This is a genomic window from Desulfitobacterium chlororespirans DSM 11544 (assembly GCF_900143285.1).
Lineage (GTDB): Bacteria > Bacillota > Desulfitobacteriia > Desulfitobacteriales > Desulfitobacteriaceae > Desulfitobacterium > Desulfitobacterium chlororespirans.
Genome location: NZ_FRDN01000022.1, coordinates 33,818 through 50,769 on the forward strand (window position 1 = coordinate 33,818; position 16,952 = coordinate 50,769).

Genomic DNA, 16,952 nt, shown 5'->3' on the forward strand with positions numbered 1-16,952 from the left:
GAATGCCGTGCTTCAGGGGTAATGATCAAAAGGAATGAGAATGGACTTTGCCTGTAAATCCATTCTCATTAACAATCATTGTTTAATTGGTTTTGTTAAGCCCATATTTTTCGACAAGAGGTGTGACCGTCTTGGTATAGGTATTAACAATTTCCGTAAATTCTTCACCATTCAGATACTCATGAGGCTGTCCGATTTTCTCCATTTCCGCAATATAGTCAGGGTTCGTACAGATCTTTTCAAATCCCTCCCGGAGTACCTTTAATACAGCCGGATCAATATCTTTCGGAGCTGCAAAGCCACGGCGAATATCAGAAATGAAGTCAACATTTTGTTCTTTGAAAGTAGCGACATCTTTCATCCAGGGATGACGTTCTTCGGAGGCAATGGCCAGGAATTTATACTTGCTCATATCCCTCATCACATCATTGAGGTTTCCGATCATGGCGTCCACATGGCCGCCCATCAAAGCCACATTCTCGTCAGCAGCTCCAGTGAAAGGAACAAGGGTTAATTTGATATCAAGCAAATCCATCAGCTGCAATGCTGCAATATGATGTGCGGTAAAGGTTCCCACTACCCCAATGGTCATTTTGCCATCTTTTTTCTTGGCCTCGGCAACGAAGTCGGCGACAGTAGTCATCGGGCTATTAGCTTGAACAACCAGAAGATTGGGATCATTGACAACTTGGCAGATAAAAGCGAAATCTTCGATCTTATAGGTGCCTTGAGGACTCAACGCCTGCAAATTGATGTGGGGAACATTGACCCCACCGATGGTATATCCATCCGGCCTCCCCTTCGTAATCGCTGTAAAACCAACTTGTCCACCGGCCCCTACCTGATAATCGAAGGTTAAGGGCTGGCTATTGAAATTTTCTTTCCAGTACTTCTCGACGATGCGGGCCTGAACATCACTTGAACCACCGGCTGTGAAGGCGATAATCATGTTTACAGGTTTCTTGGGAAAGTCCGCTTTCTTCTCGTCAGCAGTTGTTGCCTGAGTGCCACCTCCGCACCCTGATAGAAGCAAGGCCCCGATTGTAACCAGGGCAGCTGTCAATTTGGTCCATCTTTTCATCTTTTTACCCCCATATCTTAATTTATTTAACCGCATGATGATCACTCAGACTCCTCAGCCAAAGCGTCTTGAACGGCCCCCGGGTTTTTAATGCGAGTATACAATGAGGCTGCCAGTAAAACTGCAGCAACAGCGAGCAGCGTCAGAGAAATTGGTCTCGTGAAAAAGATCACCAGGCTGCCATGGGACATGTTCAAGGATTGGCGAAGGGAGGTTTCAAAAATTGTTCCTAAAATTAAACATAGGATCAAAGGAGTTGTTGGTATCTCTATTTTCTTAAACAACCAGCCAACCAGACCGAAGAAGATGGCCACACCGACATCAAACAGCTTGAATCTTACACTGTAAGCGCCGATAAAAGAGAAGACCAGGACCATCGGTGCTAAGATCCCATAAGGTACCTTGACAAGCTTGGCCCAGAACGGGACCAAGGGGAGGTTCAGGATAATCAGGATAACATTGCCGATATACATAGAAGCAATGACAGCCCAGACCAGATCAGCGTTCTTCTCGAAAAGGGTGGGACCCGGCTGCAGGCCATACATCATGAACCCGCCTAAAAGAACGGCCAAGGCCGGTCCGGAAGGAATGCCAAAGGACAGCAAAGGTACAAAGCCGCCGCTGGTTGTCGCATTGTTCGCCCCCTCGGGAGCCGCCACTCCTCTCAGGTCACCCTTACCAAAGGTTTCCGGATGCTTGGAGATACGTTTTTCAATGTCATAAGACATGAAAGAGGTAACCCCCGGACTGCATCCCGGCAATAAGCCCAAGAAAAACCCAACAACCGCTGAGCGAATCATCGTTGGCGTAATATAGAAGAACTCTTTGGCCGTTAAATAGAGCCTTTGCAGCTTGGCGTTGTAGACAGGTGCACCGATATGCTCAAGATTGGAAAATATCTCCCCTACGGCAAATAAGCCAATGATCACGCTGATAAAATCGATCCCCGACATGAGATTAATATTGCCAAAGGTAAAGCGCGAATAGCCTGTCACGGATTCCATGCCGACCATAGCGATCAGGAATCCGATGAGAGCTGAAATTAAGCCTTTAACCAGCGATCTCCCGGTAAGATTAATAACCACACTCAAAGCCAGAATCATCAATGCGAAATACTCCGGAGGGCCAAAGCGCAGAGCCACATTGGCTAACGTCGGTGCAAAAAAAGTCAATCCAATCAGGCTGAGCGTTCCCGCCACGAAAGACGAAATTGCCGCAGTCGCCAAAGCCGGGCCAGCCTTCCCTTGTTTAGCCAGTTGGTAGCCATCCAGGGCCGTTGCCACGGAACCTACCTCGCCGGGAATATTAACCAGGATAGCTGTCGTAGACCCTCCATACATTGCCCCGTAGTAAATCCCCGATAGCATGATAATCGCTGGAATTGGGGGCAAAATTGTGGTTAAGGGCAGCAAAATAGCAATTCCTGATGTAGGTCCTAATCCGGGCAATACCCCGATCAATGTTCCGGCTAAACAACCTATGAACCCAAACAATAAGTTTTCGGGAGTTAAAGCAGTAAGAAAGCCATTGATTAACATTGAAAAGTCCACAGACTCACCTCACTTGTGTGAAATTCATGTTAGAGTCATTTATGATGGTTGAACTTTAGAACCCCAAAAAGCCAATGGGCAGAGGAAGGTCCAGCAAAGTCCGAAACAGGTAAACAATAAGTACCCCTGTGATCGCACCCAATAGAGCACATTTCCACAAAGCATATTTGCCGAGTTTATGGGCCAGATACGTGACAAGCATAAATGTGGTTATACCAAAGCCAAGGATCTCCATTAACCCCAGGTAGAGAACCAGAACCAAAAACAATCCTGCGACGGGAAGCACATCCTGCCGCCGCAGCACAGAGGTTGTCGTATTCTTCTCACCTAAGGATTGAATAAGCAAGATAATGCTAAGAACAGCAAGAACAACACCTAACCCCAAAGGAAGGATCCCCGGCCCGAAATCCACACCCGGCATGCTCTTGGGCATTTGTCTCGCTTGGACAATGATAAAGATTGATAAAATCAGAAAAGTAATTCCTATTTTAAAATCTGTCTTTTTGGCAAACGGAATCTTTCCGGTCATCTTCTTGTCGTCAACTTCGGCGATACTATTCTCACCCATTCCCTTCCTCCTTTAACGCTCACTATGCGGGCACTTGTTCTAATACTATCTTTCACGTTCCTTAAAACAAGCGCCTACAGTCAGATACTAAGTGCTTCATTGAACGAAGCACTTAGTTTATGGGACCTCATCTCTCAGTATCGGAATAACAGAGTTGGCGTTCGGTAATACCGTTATTTTCAAACCAGCTGTATCATCAGGGAGAACATCATCTATGGCCTCTTGCAGGCTCTTCGTAACCTTAACCATGAGAATTTTGGCTAATTCCGGGGATACTTTGTCAGACACCAGGATTGTTTTCGCTTTCAGAAATGTTCTGGTCCAGAGATAGGCTTTATGAGGACCGATCACAAACTCTTTTTCTTTAAAGGAAGTCACAAGGTCTGACGGATCATCATATAAGGACATGGTCTTGGCAAAACTTTCTTCTCCAGACCCTTCGCTGCATTGAGCCACTAAAATGATGACTCCTCCCGGCTTAACCAGCTGCAAGGCAGGGGTTAAGGCTTTCTGAGCCTGATAGGCGTTGATATCTTTCGGAAACCCTCCCGGAGATGCAATGACAATGTCAGCTGAACTCATCGGTACACCAAAAATACTCCTGGCAAATTCAACTGCTGCACCGTGGGCTGCCCTGGGATGGCCGGCAACAGCTTTAACGACCTTCTTTTGGGTATTAAGTACGACATTGACAACCATATCAACCCCAATGATCCGGCCACAATCCTCTAAATCGATGCGCGCCGGATTTCCTTCCATTTGCCCCAGTTCAGCACCGGGTTGAAAAAGCCGGACATGATTCCCCGTGATCGTCTCTCTTCCGCCTAAGCCAATGACCGCACCTTTAACGCCTGCGGTGAATCCCATAAATTGATGGGCATCAACCATACCGGTCACAATTTTAAAATCCGCCTGAGCAAAATGTTGATTGACATAGACAGGAGTTCCTAAAGGAGATGTGCCCAAAAAACTTAGACAGTCTCTGTCATCCGCATCGTGGGGAAGAACCTGTTTCACTCTTTTGGGCAATTCCTCACCAACTATATAATTCATCTCTTCCTGGGTTGCCGGATGATGCAATCCGCCGCCCACAAGCACCGTAACTTGGTCTCCATGGATTCCAAATTCAGCTAACCAGGGTAACAGCTTCTCCAAAATGAGGCGAGAGGGCACAGGACGTGTCATATCACTCACAGCGATAGCCACTGACTTGGCGTTTCTAAGTTTATCAAAATTGATATCCCCTATTAAATTTAGTAAAGCTGCAGAGATTTGTTCGCCGGCTTCCATACTAGGCTCTACCGATTTTAATCTGCCATAGACACAGTCAATATCATCCGGTATCGAGCAAGATTGTGTCCCATGCCCATAAGGCAATTCAATTGTCTTCACACTTTCACCCTGCCTCACTTATGTTTAACGTTACACCCTCATTCCCATTAGTTTGCGCTATTTTCTTTTTCACGTATAATTTCTATAAATTCGAGGAAAATCGACACATTCCTTTATCGGAGTTATGAGGCTTTAAGCGCTGGGATAGAGACGAGTAAGCACAAATTCCTTATGATTGAGCACTTCGGCATCAGTTAAGCAGCCACGTGCCGTTTTCACGACGCATTCCATCACTTTATCTGCTGCCTGATCAAGAGTCAGCTCTCTGCTGAGCACGCCGCTGATATCCACATCGATATGCTCAGCCATAAATTCACAAGTTTTCGGATTCGCCGACATCTTGATTACTGGTTCAATGGGATTGCCAACGATATTACCCTGTCCTGTAATGAAAATGTGAAGGGTTGCTCCTGCTGCCATCATGAGTGTGACACATTCGGCTGCCGCAGCCGATGTATTCATAAAATAACGCCCTGGTTTTGTCGGCTCTTCAGCCATTTCCAAAAGACCAATAATGGGGACCTTGCCGGCCTTTTGGATATTGCCCATGGCCTTTTCTTCAATCGTTGTCAAACCGCCGGCAATGTTCCCCTGGGTTGGCTGTGTTCCCAAGAGATCGGCTCCTTTGGATTCGATCATGTCCATATAGTCTTTATGGACTCTCAAAAATTCCTGCGCAAGTTCAGGTGTAGCAAAGTGCTTGGCAAGAATATGCTCTCCTCCCGTTGTTTCAGGTGTTTCTCCAAAGATAACCGTTCCGCCCATTTCCACCAAACGATCACCCACTACACCTGCCGTTGGGTTTCCAGCGAGACCGGATGTGGTATCGGATTCACCGCATTTGAAGCTCACAACCAGATCTTTCAAGTCACACTCGACTTTTTCCAAGGAGGTGGCGTATTTTACATATTCATGGGCTTTACGGGAAGCCATTTCGATGGTTTTTAAGTCGCCATGTCCCTCAATACCGAAGTAGGTTACGGGTTTACCGGTTTCAGCAATGCCATCGGCGACTCGCTTCGCCCAGTTTTGCTCAATACCAATGACGACGACAGCCGCCACATTGGGATTACGTCCCGCTCCGATAATGGTTTTGAAATGCAGCTCAAGGTCGGCTCCGAATTGGATACGGCCATAGGGATGGGGAAGTGCCAGAGTTCCGGCAATATTGTTGGCAACTGCTTCACAAGCGGCGTTGGACAAATCATCAACGGGTAGAATAAGTACATAGTTGCGAATACCGATACGCCCATTGTCCCGACGATAGCCTAAGATCTTAGTTTCCATAATCCCACCTCGCAGTCTTTAAGTTATGAGTATGTACCCAGTCCCCCACCTTAATATCCTGAGTTACTTTGCCCACATTTTCACCATACTTGATTAAGCTTTCACCCTGTTTCTTGCCCTTGAGAGCAATCTTGTGTCCCAGTTGGATGTCATGGTTTGCTGTGACATGAAATTCTTCCCCGCTATGAATGTCCACACCCATGACTTTCTCGCCGGCCTTAATATCCTGCACGGCGACGCCAACATCATCTTGAGCCTCATGCAATAAGAATTTATGGCTGCTCATCTCATTTCCTCCTTTTTGCTTTTTACCACTCGTCCCAGTGGTATGTTGTATGTGGTATTACCACTAGCCTCAGTTTATACGATTCGTCATGATCTGTCAATATGTATTAAAGAGTTTTTTCACGAATTATTGATAAACCTTTCTTTCTCACCTTCACCGCCTCTAAAGCATACTTTAGTATAAGGAATCGAAGGAGGTGCCCCATTAATGAGCTACATTGACAAGGCCAGGGTACTTGGGGAAGCGCTCAAACAAACCCCCGAAGTACAAGCTATCCTTTCCGCAGAGGCGGCCATCAAAGCCGATCCGGAAGCTAACGAAGCATTTCTCCAGTATCAAGAAAAGGAACGCCAAATCGTTACCACTCAGATGATCAGTAAGGTCATTCCCGAAAAAGATGCACTGGCCCTTATCGATCTTAAAGTCCGTCTGATCAACAAACATCCCCTGATTCGCACCTATTTCCAGGCCCAGCAAAGCTTTGAACGGGTCATGGCCATGGTTAATCTCACCATTACCACGACCATCCATGGCATGCCCAGCGCCGATCAGCTTCCCCTGCCTGACGAAATCAAAAATATGGCTCAAAAGGTTTTGGAATCCATAGGAGGGGGCCAACAGTCCAAGACCATGGAAATTCCTAAGGATATAAAGCTTCCTCCCGGATTAAAGCTGCCCCAGGGCTTTAAAATTCCCGGTCTGCCCGAAGAACGCTAGAGAATCTTCTGATGCGGCCTCAAAATTATTGCGGTCCCCGCTTCGAAAACCAGATTCTCCACCCTATCACCCTCCTGGCCTTTCTGATTGTGATCACCATCGGAGGGTTTCTTATCCTCTACACCTGGTTTTTTTAGTCCTCGAGCAAGATAGGAGGTGAGTGACTTGGCTATAGCGAATGAATCCATCTGCCCCTTGCCTGTCGCTCCCCTCTCCCTTTCCCTGCTCGTCACCAGCCCTATCCAGCGCAACATCCCCTTCGTCCCGGTTACGGCCGTTCTCTTCCCCCTGGCCAGGGTGGAACTGCCCTATGCCGGCCTGGTGGTGGCCGGCCTGGATATTCTTATGAACTTTCTGGTCAAACGTTCTCTGGTGGCGGCACCCCCCTCCCCCCCAAAGGCTCCATCAGAGTCCTATACAGTCACCCTGACTCTGGATCAACTGGCTGATCTCATTCAGAAGACCTCTCAGGGTCAGGCCATACGTCCAGGCAGTGCCTTTCAGACCGCCTCTTCGGCGGCATCCTGGGGAGATGAACCCCTCTTTCCTGATCACCTAAGTTTTTCCCTCTCCATAAGCGGTCCCTTTGGGACCTTCGATGGTACACCAGACTCAGTGTTCAATGTTCCCTTATTTCAACTCCCCGGGGTTCCAGGAAATTTAATCGTCTCAGTCATCACCATCATTGCTCAGTTCTTAACCGAACAAGCCAATATTAATAACAATGGAGGGGGTAATTTATGAGTCAGGGCAGGAATTTTGGCATTGTCTTCAACACGCCGGCAGCAGGAGCCAGCTTCATTGCTCTTACCCTCTTTTTCTTCATTGTCTTTTCGGCAAACTCAATATTATCCTCCATCCATTTGAAAACTTTAGGCATCATCATCACCTTAAGCAGTATTGGCTTTCTGTTCTTGATCATTATGATTGCCTTTTTCTTATGCCAATAAAGAAAGGAGCTCAGATATAACCGAGCTCCCTCTGACCCCAAAACTATCATGTCACCTTCACTGGGTTTTACATAAACTTTGGCTGATGCTGCTTACGGCTGGGTTGGTTCTATGATCGAATCTTCAGCGGCAACCCCCTCCATAACCTCCGGGGCTGGGGAACGTCTCTGCACCAACCCGGTAACCTTACCCCATACAGACCCTCCAGCTTTCTTAATGGGAGCCAGAAAACGGATCGGTCCCGGTGCTTGTCTCACCTGCAGAATAATAGGGCCTTGGGGAACATGGCCCAGCTGTTGAGGATTCTCTACGGTAATAATGACCCGGCTGTAGTGATGGAGAGGAACCTGACTGCGAAACTGTGCTTGATACACGCCATTGCCCACAGGCCTTAAGACACCGGCCAAAAATCCGGTTTGACCCTTGCTGTCCACAAGATAAGCCGCATACGTGCCAACCCCTCCTACTAAAGAATTGGGCGACGGCAAATTAGCGATACAAGAAAACACATTATCATTGGAAATAGAGGCAATACCATTGGCATTTACCCCTGGCTGAGCAGCCTCCAAAACCAATTGACGGGGCTGCATCCCCGGAGCCCCCGCTCCACCCCCGCTGCTTAAGAATGAAAAAGGACCTGTCATAGTTCTTCCTCCCTGGGGTTGTGTCGCTGGTTTGTAGGATTTGGCACCAAAAACCCCGCCACGTGAGTTATTGATTTGGCCATCCTTCTGGAAAAACCCTCGCTTTTTTAACTCCGATCCTAAATTATTGCGAATACTTCCTCCCGGAGAAGGACCCATTGGACCCATGCCCTGCATTCCGGCAGACATACCCATCGGCGGCATTCCCGCTGACATCCCGGCGGGGGGCACTCCCGGGGCGTTTCCCCCGGGATTCATTCCCGGGGCCACTCCACCCGGAGCCATTCCACCCGGGGCCGACCCATAGCTATAGCCCCCCCCAGCCGTGGTTGACGGATAAACGCTTTGGCCCCATCCCGGGCTTTGTCCAGGCATCCCTCCCATGGACATTCCTTGGTAGGTATCAAGCCGGCGGGGTACTCTCGGGTCCATCTGTCCAAAGGAACCATTTCCCTGATCCCAGGTAAATCTCACATTTCTCCCTCCCGACGACAAACTTCTCCCTTTAGAATATGTGCCACCTTGATATTTGGTGTTAGGTAGAAATGATATTTGAATCAAGGGACCTGTCCCCCTGATTCACTTAGATGCTGAAGGTATGGTTGCCGATGGTTTTTACCACAGGCCGGGTCTTAATCCAACGATCCGTGGCTGTCCTGGGGTTATAATAATAAATCGCCCCTCCGGTGGGATCTTCGCCGTTTAAGGCGGCTTCTGCCGCACGATAAGCACTTTGGTTGGGGGTAAGATGGATTTGCTTATCGAGAACAGCCGTAAAGGCACCCGGCTGATACACTACATCGTGGATCGTATCGGGAAAACGCTGATCCTCAACCCGATTGAGCACCACTGCCCCTACCGCCACTTGACCCTCAAAGTCTTCCCCTCTTGCCTCAGCATGAATCACACGAGCAAGGAGTTCCAATTCTTCCTGAGTAACTTGAACAACTGGAGTTCTGCCGCGGGATGGTTCCGCGGCTGAATCCGCCATTGCATCTCCTTTAGCGGGAATACGCAAGGTTTGACCTGCGCCGATGGTGTTGGGTTCATTGATCGTATTGAGCTTCATCAGTTCGGCAATCGTTGTTCCATACCGATGAGCAACTGCTGATAAAGTATCTCCACTCTGTACTACGATCATCTGTTCATCCTCTGGGACAGCCAATTCATCACTGAGGGCAGCTTCCTCTTGTTCAGTTATCGTTTCTTCCATTGCCGTACTATTGTCTGTTTCCATGAGCCTATTTTCCGCTTCGCCGCGGTTGACACCCATTGCTTGGAGATCAACGATTTGGACTGGATCCAAAACTTCGATATCCACTATTTCAAAAGTATTCGTACCTAATTCCCCATTGACTGGACATACCATCCCTTGACACCAGAATAATGTCATGACCAAGCATAGGAAAATCGCCGTGGTTTTTCGGCATCTTCGGTGTGGCAAACAAAATCACCTCTTGAGTTCATAAATTATTTCTAGTCTTTCCCAAGAAGGACGATTTTTATAACATTCACCGAAATCTTATTGTAATTTTATGCACTTATAAACCTTCGCCGCCTGGCGAAAGAGCTAAAAATAGTACAGGAGCCGTCTCCTTACTTTTTGCCAAAAGTATAGAAAACAGCCCCCGTTTTCATCAATCACATATTAATCACAATAGCCCTTTTGCTTAAGTTTACAGACATGCTCCTCTAAAATCTTTTCAATGTCGATACCGTACTGTTCCTCTAAAACAAACATCATCGTCACCGCCGTCTGAGCCACATCGATAAGTTCCTGAGCCACCATCTGCATGGCCTCAGTCTCTTTGACCCTCAACCGCTCCCCATTAAGACCGCGAAACTTCCCAATGGCCTGAGCCAGTTCTCCCGACTCCTCCATAATCTTCAGCGCCGTACTCTCCAAAGAGGGGTTAAGCCGGTTTAAACGGGGTAAGGTAACCGTCTTGGAGCAGCACAACCCAGCATCTCCACTCCTCTTTTCCATCAGCTCACTCCCTTGCGTTAACACACCTATCAATAAGCCGCTGCCCGGAATTTAATGGCCTGCCCCGGTGGTCCCGACGGTCAGCGCTCCTTCTTTCAGGATAGAGCCATCCTTAGCGGCAATTCCTTGATGGGTAAGGAGCCAGTAGGTTTTCTCCGGTTCGAGAAGGCTTTTCGGGATCACTTTAACCGAACGTTCATCCACTTGCTCAAAGGTCACAGGCATGCGCTTGCCGCTCTCACTCTCAATCAGCTCGAAAGAATTCTCGGTCACACTCTTAAAATCGATGGGAGCTGTAAACCGCACTGTAAAGGTCTTATCAACGGCAAGGTCCTTAAGCTCACTCATCCCATGATAACCCGGATAGAATAAAGGCCATACGGCATCCTGTTCACTCTGGGAAACGGCTGCCCAATCTGAGTTATGCCGCCAGGAAAATCCTCCGGGGAAGGAGTTGTTTTCAATAAGTTCCCGATAAGCCGACCAGTATTCAGGATCCCTCGCTTGCTCAAGGGAGAGATTCCAATCCTTACCCCCGGCGGTGAACTGAACAAGGTCCGTGACTTCCTGTCCATCACCCTTCTCCTGAATAGATCCTTCCAACATCAATACAGCCATCTCCAGGGGATCATTTTCCAGAATCTCCACATCGGGAGAAATCCCTACCCCATTGATCTCCTTTCCATAAGGAGAATAGAACTTAGCCACTGTAATCTTCAGAACATCGCCATCGGTGAGCTGCCATAAGCTCTGGACAGAGCCCTTGCCATAAGTATTGGCTCCTACTACCACCGCCTTTTGGTAGTCTTTAACCACTGCCGTCAAAATCTCCGAGGCACTGGCACTGTTTTCATTCGTTAAGAAGACTACCGGCTCATCAATTACAAATTCCTGCTTTTCTGCTTGGTAAGGTTCAAACTTCTGTGAGCGGTCTTTCGTTTGCAAGGCTGTCTGTTCACCGATAAAATATCCTGCCAGGCTTAAGGCTGAGTCCAGATACCCGCCCGGATTATTGCGCAGATCCATGACCCAGGCATCGGCCCCTTGTTTGTCCAATTCCTTAACGACTTGCTCAAATAGGTCTTCAGTGGTCTCCCCAAAAGACTCTATGGCCACATAACCGATGTCTTCATTGAGCATTTCTCCGCTCACGGTAGGAACTTCCACCGCTCTGCGGGCCACCTTTAAACTAAGGCGCTCTTCTCCCCGCAGGACCACGATATCTATAGTGGTCCCTTCGGGGCCTTTGATCAGAGCGGTCGCCGCATCCTGAGAAAGCCCCGCCAGGCTTTGGCCGCCGACTTGAGCAATAATATCCCCTGTTTTGAGTTTGGCTTCCTCAGCCGGTGAACCCGGGATGATACCGACAATCTCCAAGCCCCTCGGCTCCAGTTCAATATATACTCCGATCCCGGAAAAACTTAAGTCCATGGAATTAAGGAAATTCTGGTACTCTTTTTGCGTAAAAAAGACAGTATGCGGATCGTCCAATCGCTTAAGCATCTCCTCAACACTGGCAGCGCTGAGCACCCAGGGATCCACCGGATCCACATATTGGCTCTCCAATAAGGATCGCACATCGTCTACCGGACTCCCCAAAGCCGCAGCCGGAGCGGATACGGTTAAGATCAAGGCCAAAGCGGAAGCTGTAAGGATTCTTCCCGCCTTTGTTTTGGCTTTAATCAATTTACTGCAAAACATACTGAATTTGGTCATCACTTTATCCCCCTTATCTCAACTAGAATTCGACGTGCCTTCTGTGAATCCTGTCGGTTAAGAGGCATCTCCTCTAAAAATCTCCTCCTATGATCCTTCAGCTGATCCCTCAGCTTGTACTTTTGCCCAAACTTTTTGAAAGGCCACGGGTAAAGCGATTTTGTCCAATTCCTTAACATCCAGCCAACATAGACCATCCCGCTTCAGGGAATCCTCATTCTCCCTGACCTGCGCCGTTTTGTCCATCACCTCATCAAGATTGAGGACCAGCCAATAGATTTGCCAGCGTCGATGACTAAATGTATGAACTAAGGGACCCTTCCGGCTGGGCCGGCGGCTAAGCAGTTCTTGCACAGCCTCATCACAAGCGGAATCCCCTATCTGATTCTTATACAGTTCATACCAGGAAAAATCCAAATTGTATTCGTACCGGCTTATCTCTTCGCCAACTCTCTCCGCAACCTTCACAGCATCACCGGAGAATTCCTTGCCCCCTCTATAGCTTTCCAGTCTGGGTACCATCATCTCTTCCCCGGGGAACTCCCACAAATCAGCCAAAAGCCCTGTGGAGGGCCTCTTCTTCAGGAGCACCCGCCCCTGGTGCAGCAGGATCAAGGTAGGCCGCAAAGCCGACCCGGGTTTCTCTTTGCTTTTTTTCACAGGGTACACTTGGGGATCACCCAGAGCAAAGCCCTCACAGTCCTCCTGGAGGGGACATTGCTCACAGCGGGGGTTCTTCGGAGTACATACCGTTGCCCCCAACTCCATCATCCCTTGATTAAAATCCCCCGGACAATCTCCGGGTATCACTTCCCCAAGGTATTCAAGAAAAACCCGTCTTGATCGGGCTTTCTCCACATCCTCTTCCCAACGGAGCAGGCGGCTCACCACCCGCTTCACATTCCCATCCATGACGGGAACCTGCTCTTCATAAGCAATGCTGGCAATGGCTGCCGCAGTATAGTCACCGACACCTTTAATATGAAGAAGGGACTGATAATCTTTCGGCATGCTTCCCTCCGCCATCTTCACCACGTAGCGGGCCCCCTCCCACAAGCGTCTGGCCCGAGAATAATACCCTAATCCCCGCCATAACTCCAGCACTTCCTCCTGCTCCGCCTCCGCAAGGTGAGAGAGGGTGGGGAATCGTCCCATAAACCGCAGATAATACGGAATAACGGTAACTACCTGAGTCTGCTGAAGCATCACCTCAGATACCCAAATTGCATAGGGATCCTTTGTCCTGCGCCAAGGCAAATCCCTCTTGACCTGATTAAACCATTGGACCAGTTTTGAAGAGTCTATTACGCCCACTTTATCCCCTCTTCTTTTGTCGACTTTAAAGAGAAATCCCGAGGATTAACCCTCGGGACCCAGTCTATCCCTTGTGTGATGAAAAAACAACCCTCAAGATTTTACACTTGTCAGTCTTTTCTCCCATCCTGCCATAAAAATCTCATACAGTCTCTCAGTCATAGGACCGGCTCCCCCTTCTCCCACTGTCACACCATCCAGTTTTCCTACGCCTAAGACCTCGCACCCCGTACTGGTAAGAATAATCTCTTCAGCACCGCGCAACTCCTCAAGGGTAATCTCCCGCTCCTCCACTTCGATTCCGGCTTCACGAGCGGTCTCCAGCATGATCGCCCGGCTTACACCAGGAAGGATTCGTCCATTAAGAGGCGGGGTCACAACCTTTCCCCTGATGACTGCAGCCACATTGCTGCTGGAGGCTTCCGTAATCAGCCCCCCACCGGGTTCTGTACCCAGCACTAAAATCGCCTCATAGGCGCCCTGCTCTACCGCAGTTTGCTTGGCCAATACATTGGGCAGAAGATTAAGGGTCTTAATATGAGGATGAGCCCATCGCTCATCAGGTACGGTAACGCAGCTTACCCCTGCCTTACGTACTTTTTCTTCCACAGAGGTCATGGGGGCCACAAATAAAGTGACCATCGGCTCCCCTTCCGGCAGGAAAGCATGCATCCTGGGTCCAATCCCCCGGGTAACCTGCAGATACACCATGGCATTGGGGAGGCCGGCTTTTTCCACACTCTCTAAGACAAGGGCTGTCAGCTCCTCAGTGGTCTTAGGCGGAGTGATACGAATCTCCTTCATGCTCCTTTCAAAACGCTTCAGATGCTCCTGCAAAGCAAAGAGCTTGCCATCACAGACTTTGACCGCCTCATAGACTCCGTCACCAAAGAAATATCCTCGATCCAAAAAAGGAACCCGGGCCTCCTGCAAGCTGGAAAATTCACCATTAACCCAGGCAATCCCTGTATAATCCAACATACTTCATCCTCCCTTTTTTCCTTGTTTTAATAAAAATAATAACACAAAAATCCCCAAAGCACACGCTGCTTTGGGGTGAGTAACCCAGCCCTTCAGCCAACTTTCCGATAATCTCGTGAAAGGCAGGTCCGGTAATATAAATTTAATAGGCTGTCCAATTCCTGGCTCATCCGGACCACCTCAGGGTCCGCCAGATCCTTATCACAGGATAAGGTATAAAGTTGACATCTGAGCTCTTCAATTTCCTCAAGTAAATCGACATGTTCCATAGCATTCAACCACTTTCTCTTCGATGGTAACAGCTTCAGTTTACAAGACAGCAGAAACACGAATGTTGATGCAATGCATATTACGAGAGTTATTTTAGTCACACTGGCATTGACAAATTTTCCAGAAACAAAGCCGCAAGTTCTGAAGTTATTCTAAACTAAATATTTAAAAAAATATCGAAAATAATGTCGAGGTTTAGCCGACGTTTTTCACCAAAATGAGACAAGGTTCCTGTCCCCTTGTCTCATTGCGCAGCCTTATTGCTTTTCTCTAGCTTTTTCCTTTTCGATCAGGCCATTGATGCATTTAATGACCTTGTTGGAGTGCTTATCCAGCCTCTTCAAGCAAGCCTGAGCCAGCTTAACGTCCCCTTCATGGTAGGCCTTGGCCGCCTCCTGGGCCATTTTATGAACTTGATGATGGGGTTCATCCAATGCCTTAAATTCCGAATAGCCTTTGAGGGTATTGTCTTCCCGGAAATACCATTTCCCCAATCGGCAATGCTGGTGAGAGGTCACTTCTTCCGGGGCCACTTCCTCAAGGCCTTTAAGCATGTTGACAATCCGGGATTTCCACAGCAAATGATCGGTTTTAGCTTTCTCCAGGATCTCCACCGTAGTTAGGTTTGAATTGGCCAGCTTAAAATGCTCCACCTTCTGATTCAGATCCTGAGCCAGATAGGCGGTACCCTGAATCGTTGTAGCCACCGTCTCCAGGGAGGCATTGATCTCTTCAGAAGATGCCGCCACTTGTTGAGCATGAGAGGATGTATTCTCAATCACCGTTGCCACCGAATTAATCAAGGCCACGATTTTTCCCGAACTGGCCACCTCTGAATCAGTGACTTCCACACTGGAGCGAACATCCTCAGCTGTCTTTTTGACGGCGCCATAGATATTATTCAGGGCATTGCCGGCTTGGTTCATGATCTGGACCCCATGTTCCACCTCTTGGCGGGTTAACTTGGTAGCCTGGACCACATCCTCCACTCCAAGCAGAACTTTTTGGACCAGGCCCGCCACATCTTTCGCTCCTTGAGTGGACTGCTCGGCAAGTTTCCGGACCTCTTCCGCCACCACAGCAAATCCACGGCCGGACTCCCCGGCCCGGGCGGCCTCGATGGCTGCATTTAAAGCCAGCAGATTGGTCTGATCCGCCAACCCGGTAATGGTCACCGTAATGGAATCGATCTGCTTGGAGAGTTCACTGAGCTGCTGCATTAATTCTTCTGTCTCTGACGTCTTGGCGTGAATAGTATGCATCCGGTTGATGGCATCATCCACCGTGCTTTTACCTTGGTCAGCCGTATCCATGGTCTGCTGGGAGTTCACCGCTGCCGACTGGCTTTGGGTCTTGGCGATTTGGGTCAGGGAGGAAAGCTCTAAAAGTACCTGTGACGCTTCCACGATGGATTTTGCCCCCAGATCGGACTCGTTGGCTACATTCTGCATGCTTTCACTGACCTCAGCCACGGCTACCGTTGCTTCTTCGCTGGTGGCAGCCAATTCCTCAGAGGTCGCCGCCAGATTCTCCGTCAGTTCCCGGACATTTTTCACCACATCGGACAGACGGGTCATCATCACATTAAAGGCGGCACTCAAATCCCCGAATTCATCACTGGAATGGACAGGTGCCGAAACCGTCAAATCCCCTAAACCAGCCTTGCTCATGGTTTCCTGCAGTTCGCTGATGGACCGCAAAATATAGCGTGTCAACAGATAGGCCATCAACAAAGCCGCCAGAACTGCAACCAGAGTTCCGCCCCAGCTCACCCAGGTCATCCTGTTAATATTCTTATGAATTAATTCTTCATTAGCGGCTAAAACCTCTGTTTGTCTCTCGATCAGGGCATCCAAAGCCTGGAGCAGAGGAGTCGCCTCATAGGCAAGCAACATCGTTTCGATTTTATCTAAATCCTGCCGATCCTCGGCAGACAAGTACTCATTCTCTCTCATCCCCTCAAGCCATGTCCTGGCAGCTGTGAATTCGCTCTCATTCCGGGCACTGCTGACCTCAGTCTTCATGGCTTGTGCTGAGGTCATCAAGGCCGTATGGCCAAAGATATCGTCAACTTCGTCATTGATCTTAATCTGCAGATAATTGGTGATCACAATGGCTATGACAAAGATGGAGATAATGCCAATAAATGCTCCCAAAACACGAAACCGGACCCCAATTTTCATGCTCTCACCTCATCCCAGGGCATAAT

Annotated in this window: 18 protein-coding genes; 4 read left to right on the forward strand and 14 right to left on the reverse strand. The window is 48.7% G+C overall.

Features of this window, described 5'->3' with window-relative positions; translation table 11 throughout:
* Positions 1–82: 82 nt before the first annotated feature.
* From BUA14_RS25670 to BUA14_RS25695, 6 genes are all read right to left on the reverse strand, one after another.
* Positions 83–1,081 (reverse strand): tripartite tricarboxylate transporter substrate binding protein, encoded by a 999-nt coding sequence (locus BUA14_RS25670; protein ID WP_072775216.1) that lies wholly within the window; start codon positions 1,079–1,081, stop codon positions 83–85.
* Between the two features lie 41 nt (positions 1,082–1,122).
* Positions 1,123–2,619 carry a tripartite tricarboxylate transporter permease gene (locus BUA14_RS25675; RefSeq protein WP_072775217.1) on the reverse strand — a complete coding sequence of 499 codons (1,497 nt, stop codon included), beginning with the start codon at positions 2,617–2,619 and terminating at the stop codon, positions 1,123–1,125.
* Between the two features lie 67 nt (positions 2,620–2,686).
* The gene (locus BUA14_RS25680; protein WP_072775189.1) at positions 2,687–3,199 is read right to left on the reverse strand and encodes a tripartite tricarboxylate transporter TctB family protein; all 513 of its coding nucleotides are present in this window, start codon (positions 3,197–3,199) and stop codon (positions 2,687–2,689) included.
* A gap of 117 nt (positions 3,200–3,316) precedes the next feature.
* A complete protein-coding gene (gene larAH5, locus BUA14_RS25685; RefSeq protein ID WP_072775218.1) occupies positions 3,317–4,591 on the reverse strand; it encodes a nickel-dependent malate racemase, LarAH5 family in 1,275 nt (424 codons plus the stop codon).
* A 132-nt stretch (positions 4,592–4,723) separates the two neighbouring features.
* Positions 4,724–5,878 (reverse strand): UxaA family hydrolase, encoded by a 1,155-nt coding sequence (locus BUA14_RS25690; protein WP_072775190.1) that lies wholly within the window; start codon positions 5,876–5,878, stop codon positions 4,724–4,726.
* Entirely contained in the window at positions 5,868–6,164 is a 297-nt protein-coding gene (locus BUA14_RS25695) for a UxaA family hydrolase (RefSeq protein ID WP_072775191.1), read from the reverse strand. The genes BUA14_RS25690 and BUA14_RS25695 overlap by 11 nt, the downstream gene beginning before the upstream one ends.
* A 207-nt stretch (positions 6,165–6,371) precedes the next feature.
* Between BUA14_RS25695 and BUA14_RS25700 the strand changes: the two genes are divergently transcribed.
* The 4 genes from BUA14_RS25700 to BUA14_RS25710 are packed head-to-tail and all read left to right on the forward strand — an operon-like array spanning position 6,372 to position 7,831.
* Positions 6,372–6,881: a YlbF/YmcA family competence regulator gene (locus BUA14_RS25700; RefSeq protein WP_072775192.1), complete on the forward strand. Its 510-nt coding sequence runs from the start codon at positions 6,372–6,374 to the stop codon at positions 6,879–6,881.
* 11 nt (positions 6,882–6,892) lie between these two features.
* Positions 6,893–7,018, forward strand: coding sequence for a hypothetical protein (locus tag BUA14_RS28830; protein ID WP_282433399.1), 126 nt, complete (start codon positions 6,893–6,895; stop codon positions 7,016–7,018).
* Positions 7,019–7,037: 19 nt separating this feature from the next.
* Complete coding sequence (locus tag BUA14_RS25705; protein WP_072775193.1) at positions 7,038–7,625, forward strand: hypothetical protein; 588 nt, start codon at positions 7,038–7,040, stop codon at positions 7,623–7,625.
* Positions 7,622–7,831, forward strand: coding sequence for a hypothetical protein (locus tag BUA14_RS25710; RefSeq protein WP_005816973.1), 210 nt, complete (start codon positions 7,622–7,624; stop codon positions 7,829–7,831). Before BUA14_RS25705 ends, BUA14_RS25710 begins: the two co-directional genes overlap by 4 nt.
* Positions 7,832–7,923: 92 nt before the next feature.
* On the opposite strand, the gene BUA14_RS25715 is transcribed toward BUA14_RS25710, so the two are convergent.
* From BUA14_RS25715 to BUA14_RS25750, 8 genes are all read right to left on the reverse strand, one after another.
* Positions 7,924–8,949 (reverse strand): hypothetical protein, encoded by a 1,026-nt coding sequence (locus BUA14_RS25715; protein ID WP_072775194.1) that lies wholly within the window; start codon positions 8,947–8,949, stop codon positions 7,924–7,926.
* Positions 8,950–9,058: 109 nt separating this feature from the next.
* On the reverse strand, positions 9,059–9,919 hold the full coding sequence (locus tag BUA14_RS25720; protein WP_072775195.1) for a cell wall hydrolase: 861 nt from the start codon (positions 9,917–9,919) through the stop codon (positions 9,059–9,061).
* 204 nt (positions 9,920–10,123) lie between these two features.
* A complete protein-coding gene (locus BUA14_RS25725; RefSeq protein WP_072775196.1) occupies positions 10,124–10,462 on the reverse strand; it encodes a MazG-like family protein in 339 nt (112 codons plus the stop codon).
* Between the two features lie 51 nt (positions 10,463–10,513).
* Positions 10,514–12,178 (reverse strand): S41 family peptidase, encoded by a 1,665-nt coding sequence (locus tag BUA14_RS25730; RefSeq protein WP_072775197.1) that lies wholly within the window; start codon positions 12,176–12,178, stop codon positions 10,514–10,516.
* Positions 12,179–12,265: 87 nt separating this feature from the next.
* On the reverse strand, positions 12,266–13,492 hold the full coding sequence (mutY, locus tag BUA14_RS25735) for an A/G-specific adenine glycosylase (protein ID WP_072775198.1): 1,227 nt from the start codon (positions 13,490–13,492) through the stop codon (positions 12,266–12,268).
* A 93-nt stretch (positions 13,493–13,585) separates the two neighbouring features.
* On the reverse strand, positions 13,586–14,473 hold the full coding sequence (locus tag BUA14_RS25740; protein WP_072775199.1) for a D-amino acid aminotransferase: 888 nt from the start codon (positions 14,471–14,473) through the stop codon (positions 13,586–13,588).
* 92 nt (positions 14,474–14,565) lie between these two features.
* Positions 14,566–14,742 (reverse strand): aspartyl-phosphate phosphatase Spo0E family protein, encoded by a 177-nt coding sequence (locus BUA14_RS25745; RefSeq protein ID WP_005816981.1) that lies wholly within the window; start codon positions 14,740–14,742, stop codon positions 14,566–14,568.
* 258 nt (positions 14,743–15,000) lie between these two features.
* Entirely contained in the window at positions 15,001–16,926 is a 1,926-nt protein-coding gene (locus BUA14_RS25750) for a methyl-accepting chemotaxis protein (protein ID WP_072775200.1), read from the reverse strand.
* Between the last annotated feature and the right edge of the window lie 26 nt (positions 16,927–16,952).

Bases quoted from the DNA above. Each gene is read 5' to 3' on its own strand.
- BUA14_RS25670 (WP_072775216.1), bottom strand. From the start codon at position 1,081: ATGAAAAGATGGACCAAATTGACAGCTGCCCTGGTTACAATCGGGGCC.
- BUA14_RS25675 (WP_072775217.1), bottom strand. From the start codon at position 2,619: ATGTTAATCAATGGCTTTCTTACTGCTTTAACTCCCGAAAACTTATTG.
- BUA14_RS25680 (WP_072775189.1), bottom strand. From the start codon at position 3,199: ATGGGTGAGAATAGTATCGCCGAAGTTGACGACAAGAAGATGACCGGA.
- BUA14_RS25690 (WP_072775190.1), bottom strand. From the start codon at position 5,878: ATGGAAACTAAGATCTTAGGCTATCGTCGGGACAATGGGCGTATCGGT.
- BUA14_RS25695 (WP_072775191.1), bottom strand. From the start codon at position 6,164: ATGAGCAGCCATAAATTCTTATTGCATGAGGCTCAAGATGATGTTGGC.
- BUA14_RS25700 (WP_072775192.1), top strand. From the start codon at position 6,372: ATGAGCTACATTGACAAGGCCAGGGTACTTGGGGAAGCGCTCAAACAA.
- BUA14_RS28830 (WP_282433399.1), top strand. From the start codon at position 6,893: ATGCGGCCTCAAAATTATTGCGGTCCCCGCTTCGAAAACCAGATTCTC.
- BUA14_RS25710 (WP_005816973.1), top strand. From the start codon at position 7,622: ATGAGTCAGGGCAGGAATTTTGGCATTGTCTTCAACACGCCGGCAGCA.
- BUA14_RS25725 (WP_072775196.1), bottom strand. From the start codon at position 10,462: ATGGAAAAGAGGAGTGGAGATGCTGGGTTGTGCTGCTCCAAGACGGTT.
- BUA14_RS25730 (WP_072775197.1), bottom strand. From the start codon at position 12,178: ATGACCAAATTCAGTATGTTTTGCAGTAAATTGATTAAAGCCAAAACA.
- BUA14_RS25740 (WP_072775199.1), bottom strand. From the start codon at position 14,473: ATGTTGGATTATACAGGGATTGCCTGGGTTAATGGTGAATTTTCCAGC.
- BUA14_RS25745 (WP_005816981.1), bottom strand. From the start codon at position 14,742: ATGGAACATGTCGATTTACTTGAGGAAATTGAAGAGCTCAGATGTCAA.
- BUA14_RS25750 (WP_072775200.1), bottom strand. From the start codon at position 16,926: ATGAAAATTGGGGTCCGGTTTCGTGTTTTGGGAGCATTTATTGGCATT.